At 40.0% G+C, this 19,857-nt stretch carries 18 protein-coding genes and 2 pseudogenes; 6 read left to right on the forward strand and 14 right to left on the reverse strand.

Going from position 1 to position 19,857, the window contains the following annotated elements; genetic code table 11:
- Positions 1-4: 4 nt before the first annotated feature.
- Positions 5-1,009 (forward strand): LacI family DNA-binding transcriptional regulator, encoded by a 1,005-nt coding sequence (locus tag P4S61_RS04675; protein WP_145241188.1) that lies wholly within the window; start codon positions 5-7, stop codon positions 1,007-1,009.
- On the opposite strand, the gene P4S61_RS04680 is transcribed toward P4S61_RS04675, so the two are convergent.
- Genes P4S61_RS04680 through P4S61_RS04700 form a run of 5 tightly spaced genes read right to left on the reverse strand, consistent with a single transcriptional unit; the run spans position 996 to position 6,526 of the window.
- A complete protein-coding gene (locus P4S61_RS04680) occupies positions 996-2,957 on the reverse strand; it encodes a response regulator (protein ID WP_337117862.1) in 1,962 nt (653 codons plus the stop codon). The two genes, P4S61_RS04675 and P4S61_RS04680, sit on opposite strands and share 14 nt — an antisense overlap.
- 19 nt (positions 2,958-2,976) lie before the next feature.
- Positions 2,977-3,438 carry a response regulator gene (locus tag P4S61_RS04685; protein ID WP_145241192.1) on the reverse strand — a complete coding sequence of 154 codons (462 nt, stop codon included), beginning with the start codon at positions 3,436-3,438 and terminating at the stop codon, positions 2,977-2,979.
- On the reverse strand, positions 3,439-4,923 hold the full coding sequence (locus P4S61_RS04690) for a sensor histidine kinase (RefSeq protein WP_145241194.1): 1,485 nt from the start codon (positions 4,921-4,923) through the stop codon (positions 3,439-3,441).
- 21 nt (positions 4,924-4,944) lie between these two features.
- Positions 4,945-5,154 carry a histidine kinase gene (locus P4S61_RS04695; RefSeq protein WP_145241196.1) on the reverse strand — a complete coding sequence of 70 codons (210 nt, stop codon included), beginning with the start codon at positions 5,152-5,154 and terminating at the stop codon, positions 4,945-4,947.
- A gap of 31 nt (positions 5,155-5,185) precedes the next feature.
- Positions 5,186-6,526: a sigma-54-dependent transcriptional regulator gene (locus P4S61_RS04700; protein ID WP_337117863.1), complete on the reverse strand. Its 1,341-nt coding sequence runs from the start codon at positions 6,524-6,526 to the stop codon at positions 5,186-5,188.
- 153 nt (positions 6,527-6,679) lie between these two features.
- Between P4S61_RS04700 and P4S61_RS04705 the strand changes: the two genes are divergently transcribed.
- Entirely contained in the window at positions 6,680-7,201 is a 522-nt protein-coding gene (locus tag P4S61_RS04705) for an NUDIX hydrolase (protein WP_182731820.1), read from the forward strand.
- A 48-nt stretch (positions 7,202-7,249) separates the two neighbouring features.
- Here the strand turns inward: P4S61_RS04705 and P4S61_RS04710 are convergent, their stop codons facing one another.
- Complete coding sequence (locus tag P4S61_RS04710) at positions 7,250-8,281, reverse strand: NAD(P)H-dependent flavin oxidoreductase (RefSeq protein ID WP_182731819.1); 1,032 nt, start codon at positions 8,279-8,281, stop codon at positions 7,250-7,252.
- 190 nt (positions 8,282-8,471) lie between these two features.
- Here P4S61_RS04710 and P4S61_RS04715 point away from each other — a divergent pair.
- Positions 8,472-9,847: pseudogene (locus tag P4S61_RS04715) on the forward strand (NAD-dependent succinate-semialdehyde dehydrogenase).
- Between the two features lie 87 nt (positions 9,848-9,934).
- Here the strand turns inward: P4S61_RS04715 and P4S61_RS04720 are convergent.
- The 3 genes from P4S61_RS04720 to P4S61_RS04730 form a co-directional block, all read right to left on the reverse strand.
- Complete coding sequence (locus P4S61_RS04720) at positions 9,935-11,023, reverse strand: endonuclease/exonuclease/phosphatase family protein (RefSeq protein WP_145241206.1); 1,089 nt, start codon at positions 11,021-11,023, stop codon at positions 9,935-9,937.
- A 14-nt stretch (positions 11,024-11,037) separates the two neighbouring features.
- Entirely contained in the window at positions 11,038-11,220 is a 183-nt protein-coding gene (locus P4S61_RS04725) for a hypothetical protein (protein ID WP_337117864.1), read from the reverse strand.
- 251 nt (positions 11,221-11,471) lie between these two features.
- Positions 11,472-11,891 carry a hypothetical protein gene (locus P4S61_RS04730; RefSeq protein WP_182759596.1) on the reverse strand — a complete coding sequence of 140 codons (420 nt, stop codon included), beginning with the start codon at positions 11,889-11,891 and terminating at the stop codon, positions 11,472-11,474.
- A 382-nt stretch (positions 11,892-12,273) separates the two neighbouring features.
- On the opposite strand from P4S61_RS04730, the gene P4S61_RS04735 reads away from it, so the two are divergent.
- The 3 genes and pseudogenes from P4S61_RS04735 to P4S61_RS04745 all read left to right on the forward strand — a co-directional run bounded on the left by P4S61_RS04735 (position 12,274) and on the right by P4S61_RS04745 (position 16,900).
- A complete protein-coding gene (locus P4S61_RS04735) occupies positions 12,274-13,854 on the forward strand; it encodes an ATP-binding cassette domain-containing protein (RefSeq protein WP_182758150.1) in 1,581 nt (526 codons plus the stop codon).
- A gap of 69 nt (positions 13,855-13,923) precedes the next feature.
- Positions 13,924-14,780, forward strand: a pseudogene (gene rhlP, locus P4S61_RS04740) (rhombotarget lipoprotein).
- 65 nt (positions 14,781-14,845) lie between these two features.
- The gene (locus tag P4S61_RS04745; RefSeq protein ID WP_182759598.1) at positions 14,846-16,900 is read left to right on the forward strand and encodes a TonB-dependent receptor; all 2,055 of its coding nucleotides are present in this window, start codon (positions 14,846-14,848) and stop codon (positions 16,898-16,900) included.
- 25 nt (positions 16,901-16,925) lie between these two features.
- On the opposite strand, the gene P4S61_RS04750 is transcribed toward P4S61_RS04745, so the two are convergent.
- From P4S61_RS04750 to P4S61_RS04770, 5 genes are all read right to left on the reverse strand, one after another.
- Positions 16,926-17,879, reverse strand: a complete 954-nt coding sequence (locus P4S61_RS04750) for a type II toxin-antitoxin system HipA family toxin (protein WP_337117865.1) — start codon at positions 17,877-17,879, stop codon at positions 16,926-16,928.
- Entirely contained in the window at positions 17,867-18,145 is a 279-nt protein-coding gene (locus P4S61_RS04755) for a HipA N-terminal domain-containing protein (protein WP_337117866.1), read from the reverse strand. The genes P4S61_RS04750 and P4S61_RS04755 overlap by 13 nt, the downstream gene beginning before the upstream one ends.
- Complete coding sequence (locus tag P4S61_RS04760) at positions 18,145-18,408, reverse strand: helix-turn-helix domain-containing protein (protein ID WP_145241219.1); 264 nt, start codon at positions 18,406-18,408, stop codon at positions 18,145-18,147. The genes P4S61_RS04755 and P4S61_RS04760 overlap by 1 nt, the downstream gene beginning before the upstream one ends.
- An 87-nt stretch (positions 18,409-18,495) precedes the next feature.
- Positions 18,496-19,125 carry a hypothetical protein gene (locus P4S61_RS04765; RefSeq protein WP_337117868.1) on the reverse strand — a complete coding sequence of 210 codons (630 nt, stop codon included), beginning with the start codon at positions 19,123-19,125 and terminating at the stop codon, positions 18,496-18,498.
- Complete coding sequence (locus P4S61_RS04770; RefSeq protein WP_145241223.1) at positions 19,115-19,696, reverse strand: sigma-70 family RNA polymerase sigma factor; 582 nt, start codon at positions 19,694-19,696, stop codon at positions 19,115-19,117. The genes P4S61_RS04765 and P4S61_RS04770 overlap by 11 nt, the downstream gene beginning before the upstream one ends.
- Positions 19,697-19,857 lie beyond the last annotated feature (161 nt).

Raw genomic sequence — 19,857 nt, forward strand, 5'->3', positions numbered from 1 at the left:
TATCATGGCGACCATTTATGAGGTGTCAAAACTTGCTGGGGTCTCATTAGCGACCGTTTCAAGGGTAATGAATAATAATACTAATGTCAGTGATGCAACGCGAAAAAAGGTAACCGTTGCGATGACACAGCTTGGTTACCGGCCTAATTCCATAGCACAATCTCTCGCATCTAACTGTTCAAATAGTGTTGGTTTATTAGTTTCCGAACTACAAGGCCCTTTCTATGGCCCAATGATGAGCGGCATTGAGACCGCTTTTCGTAAACAAAGCAAGCATGTGATCATTGCAGCAGGTCACAGTGACGAAGAACGTGAACAACAAGCAATCGAGTTTTTAATTAGTCGTAATTGTGATGGCTTAATTTTACATGTTGAAGCAATTAGTGATGACTACTTAATAGAGTTGAGCAAAGGGAAAACTCCTTTTGTACTGATCAATCGATACATTCGCGAACTAGCATCGCGCTGCATTATTTTAAATAACGTAAAAGGCGGTTATTTAGCGACTAAACACGTATTAGAGCAAGGCCATACGAATATCGCTTATATCAGCGGCCCACTGTGGAAACAAGATGCTCAAGATCGCCTCGCAGGGCACAAACAAGCTCTAGCAGAGCACAACATTAGTTTTAATGAGCAATTACTATATCAAGGTGATTTTATGGAAGACAGCGGCACTGCAGGCTTTCAGCATTTATATAACGGTAATTCAAAATTTACAGCGCTAATTTGTGCCAATGATGAAATGGCAACCGGCGCTATGGCCAGTGCCCGTGAGTCATCATTAATCTTGCCTGAGCAACTTTCTATTATGGGCTACGATAACGTATTTTTTACCCGTCATGTGTATCCACCACTTAGTACCGTCAACTACCCAATCAACGAAATGGGCCAAATGGCTGCTAACTGGATTTTAAGTGAGGTGTATAAAAAAACCACCCCAGCTTTACAAACTCTTTTTGAACCTGAATTAGTGGTGCGTCAATCAATTATTACTAACCCTCAATAAGTTGGGTTAGTAATGCTAAATTAATCGGTTTAAGTAATACTTGCTCTATCTCAAGGAGTTCAATTTGCTTCGGATCTGGCTGTATACCACTGACGATTACTCGCTTTAGATCTGGATAATACTGCTTTGTATAACGAGCTAAATCCAAGCCACTGCCATCAGGCAAATGCATATCTAATAACACTTTATCAAATTGAGAGTCATTTTTTAGAATTGCTAAAGTATGCTCATAACTAGTTGCAACAACGGTTTCAACCCCTAAACTTTCCAGTAATAACTGGGTGATTTGCGCCGCATCTGCATCATCTTCAACCAATAAAAAACGCGCACAACTTTTTACTCGCGCTGGTTGCGCTAATTTATCAACGGGCTTATTAGCCGCCATAGAGTAATTAGTTAAGCACTGATAAAGTAAGCTTGAATCAACAGGTTTGCCTATCACATCGTTAAAGCCCAGCGCCAATAACTCGCTATGTATACCTTTCATCGTGGCAGCAGTAAGCGCTATTACCGCCCCCTTAAAACCCATTTTTCTAAGTTCAATCGTGGTTTCTTTGCCCCCCATCACCGGCATATGAATATCTAAAAATATAATGTCGTACGGATCACCTTGCTGTTGTGCTTTAGTTACTTTATCAAGTGCTTGCTTACCGTGTTCAGCATAATCAACCTTTGCACCAGCAGAAGAGATCATATGCCCAACTAACACCCGTAAATCTCGTAAATCATCCACCACCAATACTCGGCCACTGACTTTACAGGGGGCCATTTTTTGCTGCATATTAGGTGTCAAATCGAGCTTTAATACACTGCGCTCTACATATTGAATATTGCCCGGATACACTGAAATAGTAAATTCAGATCCATGACCAATAGCAGACTCTAATGTGATCCCGCCCTGCATACGACTCAACAATTCAGAGCAAATAGCTAAACCTAACCCCGCGCCGCCAACTGAGCGCGATTCTACATCGGCTATTTGTTCAAATGGTTTGAATATAAGTGCTTGTTTCTCAGGGGCAATACCCATTCCAGAATCTTTAATACTAAAAAACAGCATTTCACGGCCATCAATAACTTTTGTCCATGCGCGAACAATGATATCGCCTTGCTCGGTGAACTTAATCGCATTATTGATGATATTAATTAAAATTTGCCGAAACCGTGTCGCATCAATACTAATTACAAGGGGCAAAGGTTGTAATGACTCAAAACGCAGCGACAGCCCTTTATCCAGCGCAGATACTCGCATTAAGGTAAACACATCAGCCATTAAACTATCAAGGTTGACATCACTGCAGCTGAGCTCCAGTTTATCGGCAGCTATTTTTGATAAATCGAGAACATCATTTAACAAGCTAAGTAGATGCTTACCATTACGATAAATAACCCCTAACTCATTATTGGCATGATTGTTAAATTCACTTTGCATAAGCAACTCGGTATAGCCCAAGATTGACGATAACGGGGTGCGTAGCTCATGGCTTAAATGTGCTAAAAAGCGGTCTTTAGAACGATTTTCGGCTTCTGCTTTGAGTCGTTCAAGGCGTTCATCTTCAACATCACGTCGGGCTAATGCGTAGCGAATAGAGCGGGCAAAGCGACTTGAGCTCATTTCACTTTTTACGAGATAATCAACAGCCCCAGCATCCAATGCGGCTAAATCAAGGGCGTCGTTTGATTGCCCGGTGAGCATAATGATAGGGCCATTAAAACCATTTTCTACAGCTTGTTTTAATACTGCTAAGCCGTCTGAAGCCCCTAAGCGGTAATCAAGCAGGCAAATATCATGATGATTTTTACTCAGCACCTTAACTGCCTGCTTGGGATCACTGATCCACTCTATATCAAATGTATGCGAACTCAGCTGCTCTAGATAATCACAGGTTAAAATATAATCATCTTCATCGTCTTCAACAAGTAACAGTCTGGTTGCCTTATCTAACATAGCGTCTCCAGTTTTTTATTTAGTCATTAAACGTACTAGGTAACTCTACAAACTCCACCCAGTACTTACCTAACGTTTTCATTAGTTCAACTAAGCCATCAAACGTAACTGGTTTAGTAATGTATGAAGCCGCGCCTAAATCGTAACCCTTAACCATGTCTTCCTCTTGCTTAGACGTGGTTAAAATAACTACAGGAATACCTTTTAAGTTTGAATTGCCTTTAATCGCTTGCAACGCTTCGCGTCCATCCATGCGTGGCATATTCAAATCCAATAAAATCAACCCAGGTCGTGGCGATGAGTTTTTGTCTTCAAACTTACCTTTACGCTCTAGGTACTCCAAAAGCTCCACACCATCTTCAACAAAGTATAACTCGTTTAATACACGGCTTTCAGCGAGTGCGTCTTGCGTTAATAAACGATCATCTTCATCATCATCAGCCATTAAAATGGTGATTGGCTTTACTTTAGAAAATGGCATTTAAGCCTCTCCTTGCAATGTGAAAAGCTCGCTTTCCACAGGTAGTTTTATGATGAAGGTTGCTCCCTCACCGGTGTCACTTTGTGCCGCTATCGTACCGCCGTGACGCTCTACAATACGTCGGCACACGGATAAACCAATCCCCGTGCCTTTATATTGCGAACGCCCATGCAGACGTTGAAACGGAACAAAAATTTTGTCGGTATATTCTGGCGCAAAACCAATACCGTTATCTTTAACTGTAATGATTTGCCATTCCAGCTCTGTATTATAATCATCATTAAATTCAGTCTGATGCTGATACTCAATAGTGATAATTGGTGCCACATCTGGACGTCTAAATTTCACCGCATTTGAAATCAAATTCAAAAATAGCTGCTGCATTTGGCTCAGATCTGCTTGTATTACTGGCATTTCGCCCACGTTGACCTGCGCATTTGACTCTTTAATCGCAATTTCTAAATCGCTTAGCACATCATCAAGTACTTGCTTTAAATCCGTATCGGCAAAGTCTTTACCACGTGTTGTCACTCGCGAAAACTCTAACAAGTCATTAATTAAATTAGACATTCTTTGCGCTGCATTTTTCATACGCGCGATATAATCAATGCCTTTTTCACCCAATTCGTCTTTAAACATGGTTTCTAAGCGATCACTAAATGCTTGAATTTTGCGCAGTGGCTCTTGCAAATCATGACTCGCTACAAAGGCAAACTCTTCAAGCTCACGGTTACTGCGACTTAGTTCATCAGAGTACAAGGTCAGCTCTTGTGTACGCTCGGTCACTTTACTAGCCAGTGTTTCGTTTTGATATTCAAGTTCCTGCTGATATTTTGCCGCTGTATGTAAGTTAATACGCGTGAGCATAAACATACCAAGGATCAATAAAGCACTGGTTACGGCAGTAATTGCAAAAGTGAGTTTGGCTTCTTTTTTAATTTGCCCTAACTTTCGAAACTGCACAGCTTTAAAAGCAGACTCCGCATCTTGAATTTCATCAGCGAGCTCTCTAATTTGCTCGTAAAGCTTACGGCCTTGATGCGTCTCTAGTAAATAATGAGCACGGCGTTCTTTATCTGCTAATGCTAAATCAACGGTTCTGGTTAATACCGCAACTTTATCATCAACCAAAAATAGTAAACGCGCTACTTTATCTGCTTGGCCTGCAATTTCAGTACGTAAATTTTTAACCAGTGTAGCTTGTGAATTGAGCTGCATAATAGCGTCGTTGTAGGGTGCTAAATAATCTTTATCGCCCGTTAATAAGTAACCACGTTGTCCTGATTCTGCCTGCACAATTGAAAGATGAAGCTTCTCAATTGCGGTGTTTAACATATTAGTATCATCTAAACGCTGTTGGGTTTGAGTCAGGCTTTGAATGGTATTCATTGCCAAAATCGCATTCCCCACCACAATACACAGCAGCACCGCGATAAAACTGGCCCAGGTTACCTTGACCTTACCTTGTTGCTTTTGCAGCTTCATTTATAATCCTTTTATATTATCTTATTCAACGACGCCGAGATTCGATATTTGTTCCAAGCTGTCACTGCATTGCTGACAATTACTTATTATTTTATCAAGTGCTGCCAATGCTTTTTCTTTTGGCATATCATTTTCTAGCACTAATTTGATCAATTCTGCATTCATCGATATACGATTCAGTGGTCCGCGTGCATCATGAATCAACTTATTGATTTTATCGTTATTAGCCATGCTACCCCTTTGTTGATTACTTGAGTTTAATTTAGCTATATTCGCCAATGCCACCATAGGCATTTAGACGGTTGTATAAAGTTTTAGTATTTATACCTAGCATTTGCGCTGCAAGCGTTTTATTACCTTGTACTTTATCCAACGTAGCGTGGATCAGCTCTTTTTCAACTTCTTCAATAGTTTGCCCTGCAGTCACTTGATTTGCTTGAGTTTGCTTATTCACTCGTGAAAATGGTGACTCTAAGTTATCTGGCAAAGTAATCGCTTTACCTTTTGGATCACTCATAATAAAAGCACGGTGAATACCGTGGCGCAGTTCTCGAACATTACCTGGCCAATCATAGCTTTCAAGTAACTTTAATTGTGCCGTCTGCCATTGAAAGTCGGTATTATTTTCTTCATTTAATTGATTTAAAAAAGCATTGGCTAATAAGGCAATATCTTCTTTTCTTTCACGCAGTGGTGGAATATCAATAGGAAATACAGCTAACCGAAAGTAGATATCTTCACGAATAACATTATTTTGCGCTAAATCTTCTAATGAGCGGTTAGTCGCAGAAATAACTCGGCAATCTACCGCACTTTCTTTACTGCCACCTACTCGGGTTACTTTTTTAGTTTCTAACACTCGCAATAGATTAGGCTGCATATCTATTGGCATTTCAGTCACTTCGTCTAGAAATAATGTTCCGCCGGTTGCTTGTTCAAACACCCCATCTTTACGGGCAATAGCGCCAGTAAAAGCCCCTTTCTCATGGCCAAATAATTCGCTACCAATAAGTTCTTTCGATAACGCACCGCAGTTAGTAGCCACCAAAGGTCCTGTACATGCGCTAGCATTATGAATCGCTTGTGCGACAACTTCTTTACCAGCACCACTTTCACCCATTAACATTACGTTGGCGTTGGTGTTAGCAACGCGCTCAATCATGGTATACAAATGCTGCATTTGCGGCGATTCACCTATTAAGGTGCCAAAATGCTTTTTAATACTTGGCTCGGCTTTTTTCTTAGCCGTGGTTTTTTTAGGGTTGAGAAGGCGCTCAATATCTTCGCGCTGCAAGGGCTTAACTAGATGACCAACGTTAGGCTCACACATTTCAGCCAACTTACCTTTGACTGAAGGATGACCTGAAATAAGGGTTATTTTTGGTTTTTGACCAATACTTTTAAGGTGCTCAACCAAGTGTAAACCACTTCCATCAGGCAGCATAAAGTCTAACAATACATGGTCAAAGGTATTATTTACAAACCACTGCTCAGCCTCTGCTAAATTAGCAGCAGTATTAATGTTATGTCCTAAAAACTCTACGATATGACAAACGACATCACTAAACTCGCTATCATCATCAACTAACAGTATGTTTAACATGATAAATCCCTATGCTTGTTATCATTGCCCAGCCTAACATCTTAACTGCCTTATTCTACAAAATCGATGCTTAACTGAAAATTTACGCTGTCTAAATAGATTTAGATCTTTTTTGAGATATAATTTTTAAATTAAATTTTAAGGAACATTCTGATGCGCTTACTTAAAAGCACCGTTCATCCCAGTGTGAGTGCCAGCGAACCACGTCAATTTACTCGCCTAACGAGCCGTGCTATTGCCTTAAAAGGCACTGATATTTTATTAATGTACACTGCCCGCTATGAAGATTTCAGCTTGCCTGGCGGCGGCATTGATGAAGGTGAAAGCATAGAGCAAGGATTAATCCGCGAGCTACAAGAAGAAACTGGCGCACAAAACATCAAAGTACTCGGTGAGTTTGGCCTTTATGAAGAATACCGCCCTTGGTATAAAGATGATTATGCAGTGATCCATATAAAGTCTTACTGCTATTTTTGTAGTATCGATGAGCAATTAGGGCAAGCGCAACTAGAACATTATGAGCAACAAAATGGCATGGTTGCTAAATGGGTTAATATTTATGATGCCATTGCTCATAATGAGCGAACGCTGGCAACCAGTGAAAAACAAGGGCTATCAATCATTCGCGAAACCTATTTACTAAAAGAGATTGCCAAACATATTACTAATTATTGATAACTATCACCCAGTAATAAGTTAGGGCTTTGATTCAATTTAAACCAATCACTTTTTCATAAGTAAATAGGTGATATCTTCTGCCGACATACCTACACGAGGGACATGCTTTTGGCCACACCAAAGTGGTGAAAAATCATCGTGCCCTGCTTTTTCAGCGCTTGCTCTAAGTGCCGTTATCGCGGTACTGGCATGAGGGAATTCAGGCACACCTATAGCCAAAGCGCCTAACTCATCCATTACACGATTTTGAATGCCTCGTGCCGCCCGACCAGAAAATAACGTAGTAAGCGCAGTATTATCCGTTTTCTGATTTAAAATTGCTTGCTTATGAAGCGCTGAAGTTTGTGCCTCGCAACATAATAAGTAAGCACTCCCGACTTGCACAGCGGCTGCACCTAAAGCTTGCATTTGCTCTACATCATCAGCGGTTGCAATACCGCCTGCGGCAACAATAGGTAAAGAAAGACGTGCCACACAGTTTTGAACTAATTGCACAGTTGATTGCTGCAGACTTAAATCCATTGATAAAAAATGCCCTCGATGGCCTCCTGCTTCTAAACCCTGCGCAATAATAGCATCAGCGCCATTTTCACTCAGCCAAATAGCTTCATCTAAAGTGGTAGCGGTTGAAATCACTTTAGTGCCCCAGCTTTTGATTTGCGCCATAATCGTTTGCTCAGGTAAACCAAAGTGAAAACTTACCACCGCGGGTTTATAAGGGGCAATAATATCAACAACCGATTGACTAATAGGTTGACGAGAAGCCCCTGCAGGTAAACTTTCAGCATCAATACCATACTCATCAAAATAAGGCGCTAGCAAATTATGCCATTGCTGCTTTTGTTGGCTGGTGTAATCACCGACCGTATGACAAAAAAAGTTAAGGTTATAGGGATTACTGGTCGCTTGAGTCAGTTTATCAAGCTCGCTCACTAACTGTTGTTTTGAGAGCATTGCACAGGGTAATGATCCTAAACCACCTGCGTTACTCACCGCAGCAGCTAAACGAAAATCTTGCACACCCGCCATCGGCGCTTGAATAAGCGCTAAATGCGTATTAAAAAAAGATAACGCCACAACATACTCCTTGTAACTTTTTCAGCCACCAGAACTTTTTACCGATACAAAAATAATAGCTGAGTAAAAATAATAATGAAAAAATTAAAAGCTGTTTTATAGCAACAACTTAAAATAATTAAATAGTTTAGCGCAGAGTTGGCGTTAGCTTTGCACTCCTTTACTCAATATTATTTGTAAGGAGATGAAAATGACTAACACAGTAACGACAATTAATCCTGCCACTGAACAAACTATTGCAGACTATACATTGCTTAACCTAGAGCAAGCAAAAAATGAGATAGATAAAAGTCATGAGGCTTTCTTAGAGTGGCGCCATATTTCATTGACCGATCGTGCTAAGTATTTAAACAAACTTGCACATGTATTCGAGCAACAAAAAGAGTCACTAGCAACATTGATGACTCAAGAAATGGGCAAATTATACAATCAAGGTCTACAAGAAGTAGAGCTTTGTGCAGCTATATGTCGTTACAGCGCCGAACATGGCCAAACGATATTAGCGGATGAAGAACGCCCTATGGAAAACGGTCGCGCTATAATTACATATCAACCGACAGGTGTGTTACTAGGCATACAACCTTGGAACTTTCCTCTCTACCAAGTAATTCGTTATGCCGTGACTAACATTATGGCTGGTAATACGGCAGTACTTAAACATGCTAGTAACGTGTTTGGTATGGCTGAAAAAATTGAAGAAATGTTCTCCGATGCAGGTTTCCCTAGTCATGTATTTAAAAATTTACTGATTGACGGTAAAACAGCCAGCGAGCTTATTAGCCATAAAGCAATCCGTGGTGTTACCTTTACTGGCAGTGATGGCACTGGTAAAAAAGTGGCTGAGCAAGCAGGTAAACACGTGAAGAAGACTGTCCTAGAGCTTGGTAGTAACGACGCTTACTTAGTACTTGATGATGCAGATTTAGAGCTGGCAATTAAAACCTGCCTGCAAGGACGGATGATCAATAATGGTCAGACTTGTGTATCTGCAAAACGTTTTGTGGTTGTTGAAGCCTTATACGATGAGTTTAAAAAAGGCATAACAGAGCAATTTAACGCCTTAATAGTTGGCGATCCTATGGATGAAAACACCGATCTTGGCCCAATGGCACGCGAGGATTTAAGAGACAAAATTCATAAACAAGTAATGCAATCAGTTGAGGCTGGTGCGTCTATTGTGACTGGTGGCGAAATACCTAAGCAAACGGGTTATTTCTATCCAGCCACATTACTTGAGAATCTCTCTCCGGCATGCCGGCCTATGACGATGAATTATTTGGCCCAGTCGCTTCACTTATCAAAGCCAAAGATAACGAAGATGCGATGCGCATTGCCAACGACTCTCGCTATGGTCTAGGTGGCGGCATACTTTGTAAAGATGAAAAGAAAGCCATTGAGCTTGCTAAAAAGCATTTTGATACCGGTATGGTTAACATAAATGGTTATGGGCTGGCCCAGCCAAACTTACCATTTGGTGGTGTTAAAGACAGTGGTTATGGTCGTGAGCACGGCGGTTTTGGTATGAGAGAGTTTGTTAATATTAAAGCGATTATGATTAATAGCTAACTACTCCTAATAAAAAATACTCTAAAGGGCCTTAATTGGCCCTTTTTTTATGACTAAATAAGTTAAGTGTACAATAACGGTTATTAGCTATATTTTACTTACTTCATCATTAAAGGTAGGCACTTCTCGGCTAGAAGTATTCTCCATTTGCAATTCATTAACCGCCTTTTGAATATCCATGTCGTCATCTAGTTGCTGGTTACTATTATCAGGCTTATGCACTAACTCAGTTAAAAGAGCAAAATGATCCGAGCCATATTTTTCTAGCCTTTTTATACGTTTAACAGTAAAGCCATGGCTATGGAATAAGTGGTCAAGCGGCCAGCGCATAAAGAAATACCCAGCATGAAAGGTATTAAAAAAACCTCGGCCTTTGCGTGGGTCTAAAAAGTCACTGATTTCCATAAATAAACGGGTACTTCTTGACCAAGCAACGTCATTTAAATCGCCAGCAACAATTGTTGGACGTTTGTTGTTCTTTAAAGCCTTAGCAAGCAAAATAAGTTCGGTATCTCGTGGCCTAGAGGTATCTTCTTCAGTAGGACTTGGAGGAGCAGGATGAATAAAATGACCTTGTACTTCAAGACCTTCTACAGTCTCAAATAGAACGTGAATTGAGGGAATATCGTTTTCTACAAGCTCACATACTTGTTGTTTTTTTATCTTATATTTACTGTATAAATGCATGCCGTAGCGATTATCTTTCGGGCAAAATATTTTGTATGGATAATCTTCTTCAATGGCTGCAAGTTGCTGTTGCCATTTAGTATCTGACTCAAGCGTAATAAGTAAATCTGGCTGGTGTTCATGGACTAAATCTATTAAGTCTTGGTAGCGAGTGTTCGACATCAACACATTAGCCGACATAATACGAATACTATGCCCACTGCCTGCGGGACTTTGCGCCACTTCTTTTTTAGCAAGCCAAGTATAAGGATATATCCATTTACCTTGAATAAGCAAAATTACAGTTGCCATGATTAGCGACGATACAACCAAAGGCGATAGTCCACTTAATGCAAAATAAACACCTAAAAGCAACCCAGCCAATGCAAGATAAAAAACCTGTAAACGAACAAAGTCGCAACTACGAATTAAATAATGCTGGCTGAAAGACATAGGTAAAAGTGTCACAACTAATAACACACTTAATATACTTACCAGCACAATTAGCATTCAATAATCCTTTATTAATAACGACTTAAAATTGACAAAATTTCGCGAGTATCATGCACCATATGAATGATGGTATCGTCTATTTCAATCGTAATACGACCATCACGGTCTATCGGTTTTACTACTCGACCATGGCGATAGATATCGTAATCTAATCTGTCACCTTTGTGGTACTTTTTTTGCCAACCAGGAGGCAATTGACCACCATTATCAACTTTTTTTGTAATCCTGGCGGTAAACTCCCTTTACCTTTATTTTTGTCTTTGTCATGGTTATCATTTTTTGCAAAAGCTGCGCCGCTGCAAAGTACTAAGCCAAGCAAAGCAGTAGATAGAAGTGCTTTCATATTTTACTCCCTATTTAGTTCATTTAAAGAATAGCAATAATTCATGAACTCGTTATGAAGTAAATTAAATAACCCTACATCAAGTTGTGACTTGGTAAAAATTTAGTGACGAGTAACAATAGAGAGAATCTCTCGAGTGTCATGCACTAAATGAATTAGCTGATCATCAACTTCCAGTAAAATTATCCCCTTTCGGTCATGACGCTCAACAACTCGACCACGGCGGTAAATATCTCTATCAAGGCGATCGCCGCGATGATATTTTTTATACCAACCTGGCGGTAAGCCATGCCCGTAGCCTACTTTCTTGTATAAACCTGGCGGCAACTTTTTATAATCTGCTGACTTATGGTGTTTTTTATAATATTTTTTATGGTACTTTTTACTGTGCTTTTTATGCTCATGATGATGCTCATGGCGATGTTCATAACGATCATGTTCGCGCTCGTGCTTAGCATTTACTGCAAACGGTAATAGGCTCAAACCAAGTACAGCCAAAGACAGGGGGATTAATTTATTCATAGCTACTTCCTAGCATAATCTGTGTGAATAATTAAAGCCTAACAAGTCAGCCTGAATGAAAGATGAAATGAATTGTAAACTTTGTAAAGGTAGTGAGTGCTTACAGTTTTGTGTTTTAACAAACAATTAGTTAGCTATATTAAAGAGAATAAATAATAAAAACTGGCTGACAGCTCACAACATATTCGTATATTATTAACTCACTTACCTTACTGGAGTTTGCGCATTAATGAATAACTAACACCTGTTGAAATTCGTTTTATTTTTTGAATTTACAGGGTTAGTGGGCGCAAAATTCGTCATATATCTTGCTATCGACTTAACGATACCTAGTTAATTTTAATTGCTTTGCGCGCCATGCCCTGAACACTCCAGAGGCATTATGCATACATTACACATCCACAATTTAAGCTATCAACACCCTGATGGCCAAACTCAATTTAAACAACTTAGTTTTTCAATAAATGAAAAGCTCACCGCGATCATTGGTGCTAATGGCAGCGGTAAATCAATATTGTTGAGTATATTGGCAAACCAACAACAACCTAGTACGGGACATGTTGAATTTAGTGGTACTCGCGTGCTTATTTCACAACAACAATTAAGTGAGCAGCACCTTCAAACATCGTCATCCACAATTGCACAACTATTAGGAGTTGATAAAAAGTTAGCCGCCCTTAATCGTATTGAACAAGGAAGCTGCCATGAAGCTGACTTTAACCTAATCAATGATGATTGGTTATGCGAGCAATATTACAAACAACAACTTTTAGCCCTTGCTATTGATACCTCATTAAACCAGCCAATTAAGCATTTAAGCGGCGGTCAACAGCGGCGTTTAATGCTATTTTGCGCGTTGCAAACAAAGCCTGATTTACTGATTTTAGATGAGCCAAGTAACCATTTAGACCAATCAGCAAAGCAATGGCTAATTGACCAATTACATGCGTTTAAAGGACAAGTAATTGTAGTAAGTCATGACCGCCAATTACTTAATCAATGCGATGCTATTATTGAGCTCAGCAGCCAAGGTGTTCATTATGAAACGGGTAACTATCAGCATTTTAGCCAACAGAAATCGCTGCAACAAACTGCGCTTACAAAGCAAATTAATAATCTTGACAAGGAGCGACAAAAACACCTTCAGCAAACCCAGCTTAATCGTGAAAAAGCCCAACAAAGAGCAGCACAAGGTAATAAAAAACGTAACACCACCAGCCAACCAAAAGTGATGTTAGACTTTAAGAAAAACAGTGCCCAAGCAAGTAAAGGCGCTTCTGAGCGGCTAGCCTCAGCCAAACGCAAAGCCCTAACCGAAAAACGCCAAACACTTCAACAGCAGTTACCAAATAGTAAAGCTAAAACAGTAAAGTTTACGCAACCGACTAGCAATAAACGCCTACTATTTATTGAAAAACTTACTTTGCCATTTTCAAGCGCTAATAAAGCAATCACCCTGCAAATTTTTAGTGGTGATAAGTTACACCTAAAAGGAGCCAATGGCAGCGGTAAGTCAACATTACTCCGGATGATTAATGACTCGGCAAATTCACCAGTATCAACAGCGCTTCAATTAAATAGTAAAGTGCTTTATATCGATCAACACAGCTCTTTTTTAGGAGCAACAGACACTTTATGCAATGCATTAGAAAAACACTGTCAGCTAAAACAACAAACAGTACGCCATTTGCTTGCGAATATTGGCTTTAAGGGAGAGAATATTTATCGGCCAATTAGTCAATTAAGCGGCGGCGAGAAAATGCAATTAGCCATGCTTATAGCGGCGCAAAATGCGCAGCACTATTTATTGTTACTCGATGAACCCGATAACCACTTAGACTTGGCTAACAAGCAATATCTTGCGCAAAATCTGGCTGATTTTACTGGCAGCTTTATATTGGTGAGCCACGATGAGGAGTTTATTAAGCAATCTAATGTACTAACTAACATTATCTTAAAATAGCACAGTGAGAACTTTTTCATCGTTCAAGGTTCAAACTCATCGGATCACTTAATTATAAAAAGGAATAATATGAAAACTCTAAAATTGGTTTTGGTGATTGTAATTACTTCGTTAGCTGGCTGCAGCACTATGCTCAGCCAAAATGCGAATCAAAAAACGCGCTCAAGTAGCTTGGTGGATTTTCTATACCCTGATGAACAAAGTCGCCAAGCCCATCAACCAAGCGTGCCAACACTCAACTTACCTGCCACTGTAGGTATTGCATTTATTCCTAACCAATATGACTCTGGCATTCGCAGTAACGACGAAATCGCCTTGCTTGAGAAAGTAAAAAAACAGTTTATGCAATATGACTACATTGACCGTATTGAAGTTATTCCTAGTAGTTATTTAAAAGGAGGTCAAGGATTTACCACTCTTGAGCAAGTATGTAGATTATATGACGTTGATATTATTGCGCTGGTATCATATGACCAAGTATCACAAACTCTCGAAAATAATGCTGCATTCTTATATTTAACAATTGTGGGGTTATACGTTATTCCTGGCAACGAAAACACCGTACAAACTTTTGTTGATACAGCTGTTTTCGATGTGAAAAGTAGAAAAATGCTGTTTCGAGCTCCGGAATTAACAAAGTAGAGCAACGCAGTACAGCCGTCGGTATTGATGAAACCTTAAACGAGCAGTCGCAAGGCAGCTTTAGCTTAGCTGTTGATGACATGATCACAAACTTAGATGCTGAACTTGGTTCATTTAAAACCCGTGTCAAAGAAGACAAAATAGCCAATGTTAATCATAAAGACGGCAGCAGTGGTGGCAGTTTATATTTCTTATTAATGTTACTAACTGCTATGTTAATTTTAAAACAACACGAGCAAATAACTAAACAGCTCTACATTAAACTAACAAGCGTTTATCGCTAAAGCTTTAGAATTCCTAAAAAAGGTTATATCCTGCCCTTTTGAAATATCTTAGATAAAGGGCTTTCATGCTTTCTCGATTATTATCTCTGGCGCTGATCACACCTACAGCCTTTAATTCTTTCGCCGCGCAAAACGACATTGAACGCATTACCACTACAGCATCTCGTGCTGAGGTACGCGCCGATCCTCTTCCTTTAGTAATAAGCAGCATCACTAAAGCACAGTTAGATTTAATCGCACCGACCCATATCGAGCAAGTGTTAAAGCAAGTTGCAGGTGCCAATGTGCAACATGGTAACGGTCAAGAATATTTGCCCGCACTGCGCTCTCCGGTGCTTTCTGGCGCTGGCGCCTGTGGCGGTATTTTAACAGCCGAAGATGGCATCCCCCTGCGTGCGGCAGGCTTTTGCAATATTAACGAATTGTTTGAAGCGCACACCGAAATGGCGCAGCGTATTGAAGTTTTAAAAGGCCCAGGCTCTGCCCTTTACGGCTCAAATGCTGTGCATGGCGTAATTAATGTGATCACCCCAGATACCACTTATGATGAACATTTGCTCGGCGTTGATTTAGGCTCTTACGGTTACAACCGATTCAAACTGCGCAGCGGAAAAGATTTAGGCAATCAAGGATTTGGTATCAATGCCAGTATCACTCGCGATACCGGATACCGTGATGATGAAAGCGTAGACCAAGAAAAGCTCAATCTGCGCCATCGCTATACAAGTGATGATCTATCCGTCACAACAGGATTGAGCTATACCCACTTAGATCAAAAAACTGCCGGATTTATTGAAGGCTTTGAAAGCTATAAAAACGATGAAATAGCCCAGCAAAACTTTGATCCTGATGCATTTAGAAAAGCCCGCTCATTTCGGCTTTGGTCAAAAACACAATGGCAAACAGCAAAAGATACGCTAACCATTACCCCGTATGTGCGCAATCAAAGTATGACCTTCTTTAAGCATTTTTTACCAGGCACACCGCTTGAAGAAAACAGCCAAAATGGCGTTGGCGTGCAATCACTTTGGCAGCATGCGTATTCAAACGAATTAACTGTTAATTTAGGGCTAGACAGCGAATACACCCGTGCAGATTTTTTGCAATATCAAGACGAGCCAACTCAAGGTTCAGCATTTTTAGTAGCAACTGTACCACAAGGTAAGCATTACGATTACGATGTAACCAGCACCCTACTCGCCCCTTTTATTAGCCTTGATTGGCAATGGCAGCAACTCGCTATCAGTTTAGGCGCACGCTTTGAGCAGCTTGATTACGACTACACCAATAATATGCTGGCTGGTCGCACTGACGAGAATGGCAGCGAATGTGGATTTGGCGGTTGTCGTTACTCGCGCCCGCCAAGTAGTAAGAATACCTTTACCAATACATCGCCTAAACTTGGCTTGAGTTATCAATTAAGTGCTGATAATTATTTATATGCAAACCTATCTCGCGGTTACCGTGCGCCGCAAGCGGCTGAACTTTATCAGCTACAGCGCGAACAACAAGTGGCTGATCTCGAATCTGAAACTGCAGACAATCTAGAAGTGGGCCTCAAAGGGCAATATCAACAACTGCACTATGTAGTCTCTGCGTATACGATGAATAAACAAAACGTGATTTTTCGCGACAGCAATTTTTTCACCATTAATGATGGCCAAACTCAGCACCGTGGTATTGAACTGGAGCTGGATTATCAACTTACTCAGTCGATTCAACTTGCCCTAGCAGCAAGCCATGCAATACACACATACGACTATGACCAAGTTTTATCTGAAGTAAACATTAACGGTAACGACATAGACACAGCACCGCGTAATATCGCCAACCTACAAGCTAACTGGCAAGTCACCAATAACACCTTAATTGCTATTGAGTGGCATCATGTCAGTGACTATTTTACCGATCCTGAAAACCAACACAGTTACGCAGGCCATGACTTACTAAATTTACGCGCAGCATGGCAACTGACAGAACAATTGAAACTAACCGCGCGCATTAACAATCTATTTGATACCGCCTATGCAGAGCGTGCCGATTACACCAGCTTTACTGGCGACCGTTATTTTCCTGGGCGACCACGTAATATAATGTTCTCAGCAAGTTACGCTTGGTAAATATTGAATTAAGTGATTTCTGCTATTACTCAAACTTTTTCTTTTTATCATGGCGATATGATTTTGAGTTGTAAGTTGCAGTCATCACTTTATCAACTCCAGCTAAAATCGACTCTTTTAAACCACTTAAAAGCAAGACTTCTTGTGACCTTGAAACATACTCTATAACCCCTTGAGCTAACGATTCAACAATCTCTTGCGCATTCCTAATTACGATATGACCTTGATTAGCCAGCTTAATTAAGTGATCACAGTCTGGAAACTCTTTGCTCTTACAAATATTAAGTGCCATTTTATTATTGATGGTTGGATAAATTAATGTATGAGTAATATCAAAAGGTGGAGAAACAAAAATATTGCTCATATCTGGCGTGTACTGCAGCGCAAAATTTTTAAGATGGGCGTCACCGTTACCAATTAAACAACTGAAAACGATGTACTTATACATTTTTTCAACTTCGAGCATATTATTCGTGTACAAATAGGTTGCTTTCAGTAGGGTTTCGTAACTTCCCCGATATTTTTCATCGGGATCTGAAGAGCGCTTCATCAAAGTTGTAAAGTCTTCATAACCTAGCAACTGAGTGCCACTTTCACCACGATCAAAGCGTTCAATCACAAATGTTTCAAGGTTATCAGATAAATACGTATTTGGCGGTGCTAGACCGCAATATTTAGCTGCTTGCATGCACACATATTCATTAACAGTAAGCAGCTCAAACTCTTCATCAAATGATTTTACGATCAGATCTTTTTGATGAACTGTTCGCTCAACACTTGGAATACTTACTTTGGGTTGCATTCCTGACAAGGTATTCCTGAGATAGTATTTTTCTAATAACTGCGGAAATAAAGGCTGTGCATGCGAATACGTAAGAATATCGTTAAGTGACACGCTATCAACTTGCGGTAATTTAAAGTCACCTTGGTAAGATAACATGCCAATACCATCACTTCCTTGCAAAGCTAATAAGTACATGTCGTTAACTTTGGCGTAACGAGCAAGCCTTTGTGCAATGTATCTACGGTTATGCCTTCAGGCAAATTTTGCGCAAAAATAGGATGCAATGCACCAGATCGATAACTATCATCCATGCCTTTTTCAGTCATAGTTAATGATAGATTAAACTCATTTTGCGTTTGCTTATAATCGTGTATTGCATCATGAGTTAGCACACCCAGCTCTTTGTCATCTATACACACTGTCAACTTTTGTACTTTTTCAGGTAGGTTAAAAGCCGTCACTAGCTATCCTCACTAAAAAGATCGTTTAATTCATCCCAACGAGGTAACCGTGATTTAGACAAAGTTCTTGGTACTACAGCTAGCTCATAATCTAAATAATGAGTATAACGCTCAAGGATATCCAATGATCCTGTAAATTTACCGTTTTCAATTTCAGATAGTGTGCTTTTATTAATGTTCGTCAATTTTTGCACTTCTCGTTGTGTTAGTTGTTTTTCTTTTCGCGCCTGAGCAAGCGCTTTTCCTATTTCTATTCTATTCATCGCAGCCACCAAAAACTCGCCATATAGCGAACATGGTAGTATAAAACAAAAAATATAGCTATATAGCGAACATAACTAGATTACCTTTTACTGTAATAGCTGTTTATACTGCTCAGTTAAGTGCACCTTGAGTTCTGGGTGCGCTACTAATAACTCAGCAAGCTGAGCTTTAGCGGCGGTTGTTTCACCATCAGCAATAAGTGTATCTATACGCTTAAATTTATTCGCAACGTCTTCGGTGATCACTTCAAGCTCTAATAATACTTCACTTTTAGCGGTCATGCTTTGCGACTCAAATTGCTGTCCTGCCGTGTAAGATTGTGTACTGCGTTGAAGCCTTTGAGTTTGCTTTAATTGCTCTAGCTGCTTTTGTTCTAGCACTTCGCTTTGCATCATTTCAGACGAGGCTGCAGGTGCTAACGCAGTCTGTTCATCGACTAAAATTTGTAGATCATTCATTGCCTCTGACGGCTTAAGATACTGAGTAGTATTTTGCATATATAAAACCGCGACTAACACCAGTGATGCCGCAGTAGATAATTGCCCATACCAAGTTTGGTAAAAGCGTTTGCGCTTATTAATATTGGTTACTTTGTTAGCATTAGCGGCTTCAGCTGCATGTTGTAATATTTGCTCATCAAGTTGTAAGCTTGGTTGCTCCGTTGCACCTCGTTTATAAAGTGAAGCAATATCATGATCGGTTAACTTATCGCTCATTGTTAGTCTCCATTTTATACTTGATACATTGCTTTAGCTTGGCTAGCGCGTAACGGATGCGGCTTTTGATATTTTCAGTTGTTTCTACCGCTAGTTCGGCAATTTCTTTGAGGGTAAAATCAGCTTCGTGTTTAAGTAAAAACGCCTCTTTTTGCTCACGTGGCAATTGTGCTAGGCACACTTTTAACTGCGCTGCTTGCTGAGCCTGCTCGAGCTTTTCAGCATCTGGTCGACTGTTATGATCAGCAAATTCGGCAATTTCAATGTCTTGATTATCACCGTCTAGCCATTTGTTTTGCGTACCAGTGCGGCGGTAATGATCAATCAATTCATTGTGCGCAATACGATACAACCAAGTGGTAAACTTAGCGCTCACTTGATACTGTGAGCGCGCTTTTATCAGCTTATTCCAGACTTCTTGATAAAGCTCTTCAGCCACTTGCGGGTTTGCGCACTGGCGTAAAAAATAACGATATAAGCTATTTTTATGGCGTAGGTACAGCTGGGTAAAAGCCTGTACATCACCTTGTCCATAACTCAACATTAATTGCTCATCAGCTAGTTCTGTCATAACATCCTTTACTTAAATCATACCAATCGTGTTAAGTTATTAGTCATTTATAGCGACATATAAATAGAGTGATAACAAGGCATAAACTTTGACATATAGTTGTTCTATTTGAGAAATTTATAACACAGTTAGCGCTTTATTTAGCGCGCTAGAATGACTAA

The organism is Pseudoalteromonas sp. B160 (genome assembly GCF_037162485.1).
GTDB lineage: Bacteria > Pseudomonadota > Gammaproteobacteria > Enterobacterales > Alteromonadaceae > Pseudoalteromonas > Pseudoalteromonas rhizosphaerae.

Excerpts from the sequence above, each read along its gene's own strand:
- P4S61_RS04720 (WP_145241206.1), bottom strand. The coding sequence starts at position 11,023 with ATGCTAATTGTGCTGGTAAGTATATTAAGTGTGTTATTAGTTGTGACA.
- P4S61_RS04730 (WP_182759596.1), bottom strand. The coding sequence starts at position 11,891 with ATGAATAAATTAATCCCCCTGTCTTTGGCTGTACTTGGTTTGAGCCTA.
- P4S61_RS04695 (WP_145241196.1), bottom strand. The coding sequence starts at position 5,154 with ATGGCTAATAACGATAAAATCAATAAGTTGATTCATGATGCACGCGGA.
- P4S61_RS04765 (WP_337117868.1), bottom strand. The coding sequence starts at position 19,125 with ATGAGCGATAAGTTAACCGATCATGATATTGCTTCACTTTATAAACGA.
- P4S61_RS04685 (WP_145241192.1), bottom strand. The coding sequence starts at position 3,438 with ATGCCATTTTCTAAAGTAAAGCCAATCACCATTTTAATGGCTGATGAT.
- P4S61_RS04675 (WP_145241188.1), top strand. The coding sequence starts at position 5 with ATGGCGACCATTTATGAGGTGTCAAAACTTGCTGGGGTCTCATTAGCG.
- P4S61_RS04680 (WP_337117862.1), bottom strand. The coding sequence starts at position 2,957 with ATGTTAGATAAGGCAACCAGACTGTTACTTGTTGAAGACGATGAAGAT.
- P4S61_RS04735 (WP_182758150.1), top strand. The coding sequence starts at position 12,274 with ATGCATACATTACACATCCACAATTTAAGCTATCAACACCCTGATGGC.
- P4S61_RS04690 (WP_145241194.1), bottom strand. The coding sequence starts at position 4,923 with ATGAAGCTGCAAAAGCAACAAGGTAAGGTCAAGGTAACCTGGGCCAGT.
- P4S61_RS04760 (WP_145241219.1), bottom strand. The coding sequence starts at position 18,408 with ATGAATAGAATAGAAATAGGAAAAGCGCTTGCTCAGGCGCGAAAAGAA.
- P4S61_RS04750 (WP_337117865.1), bottom strand. The coding sequence starts at position 17,879 with ATGTACTTATTAGCTTTGCAAGGAAGTGATGGTATTGGCATGTTATCT.
- P4S61_RS04700 (WP_337117863.1), bottom strand. The coding sequence starts at position 6,526 with ATGTTAAACATACTGTTAGTTGATGATGATAGCGAGTTTAGTGATGTC.
- P4S61_RS04770 (WP_145241223.1), bottom strand. The coding sequence starts at position 19,696 with ATGACAGAACTAGCTGATGAGCAATTAATGTTGAGTTATGGACAAGGT.
- P4S61_RS04745 (WP_182759598.1), top strand. The coding sequence starts at position 14,846 with ATGCTTTCTCGATTATTATCTCTGGCGCTGATCACACCTACAGCCTTT.
- P4S61_RS04705 (WP_182731820.1), top strand. The coding sequence starts at position 6,680 with ATGCGCTTACTTAAAAGCACCGTTCATCCCAGTGTGAGTGCCAGCGAA.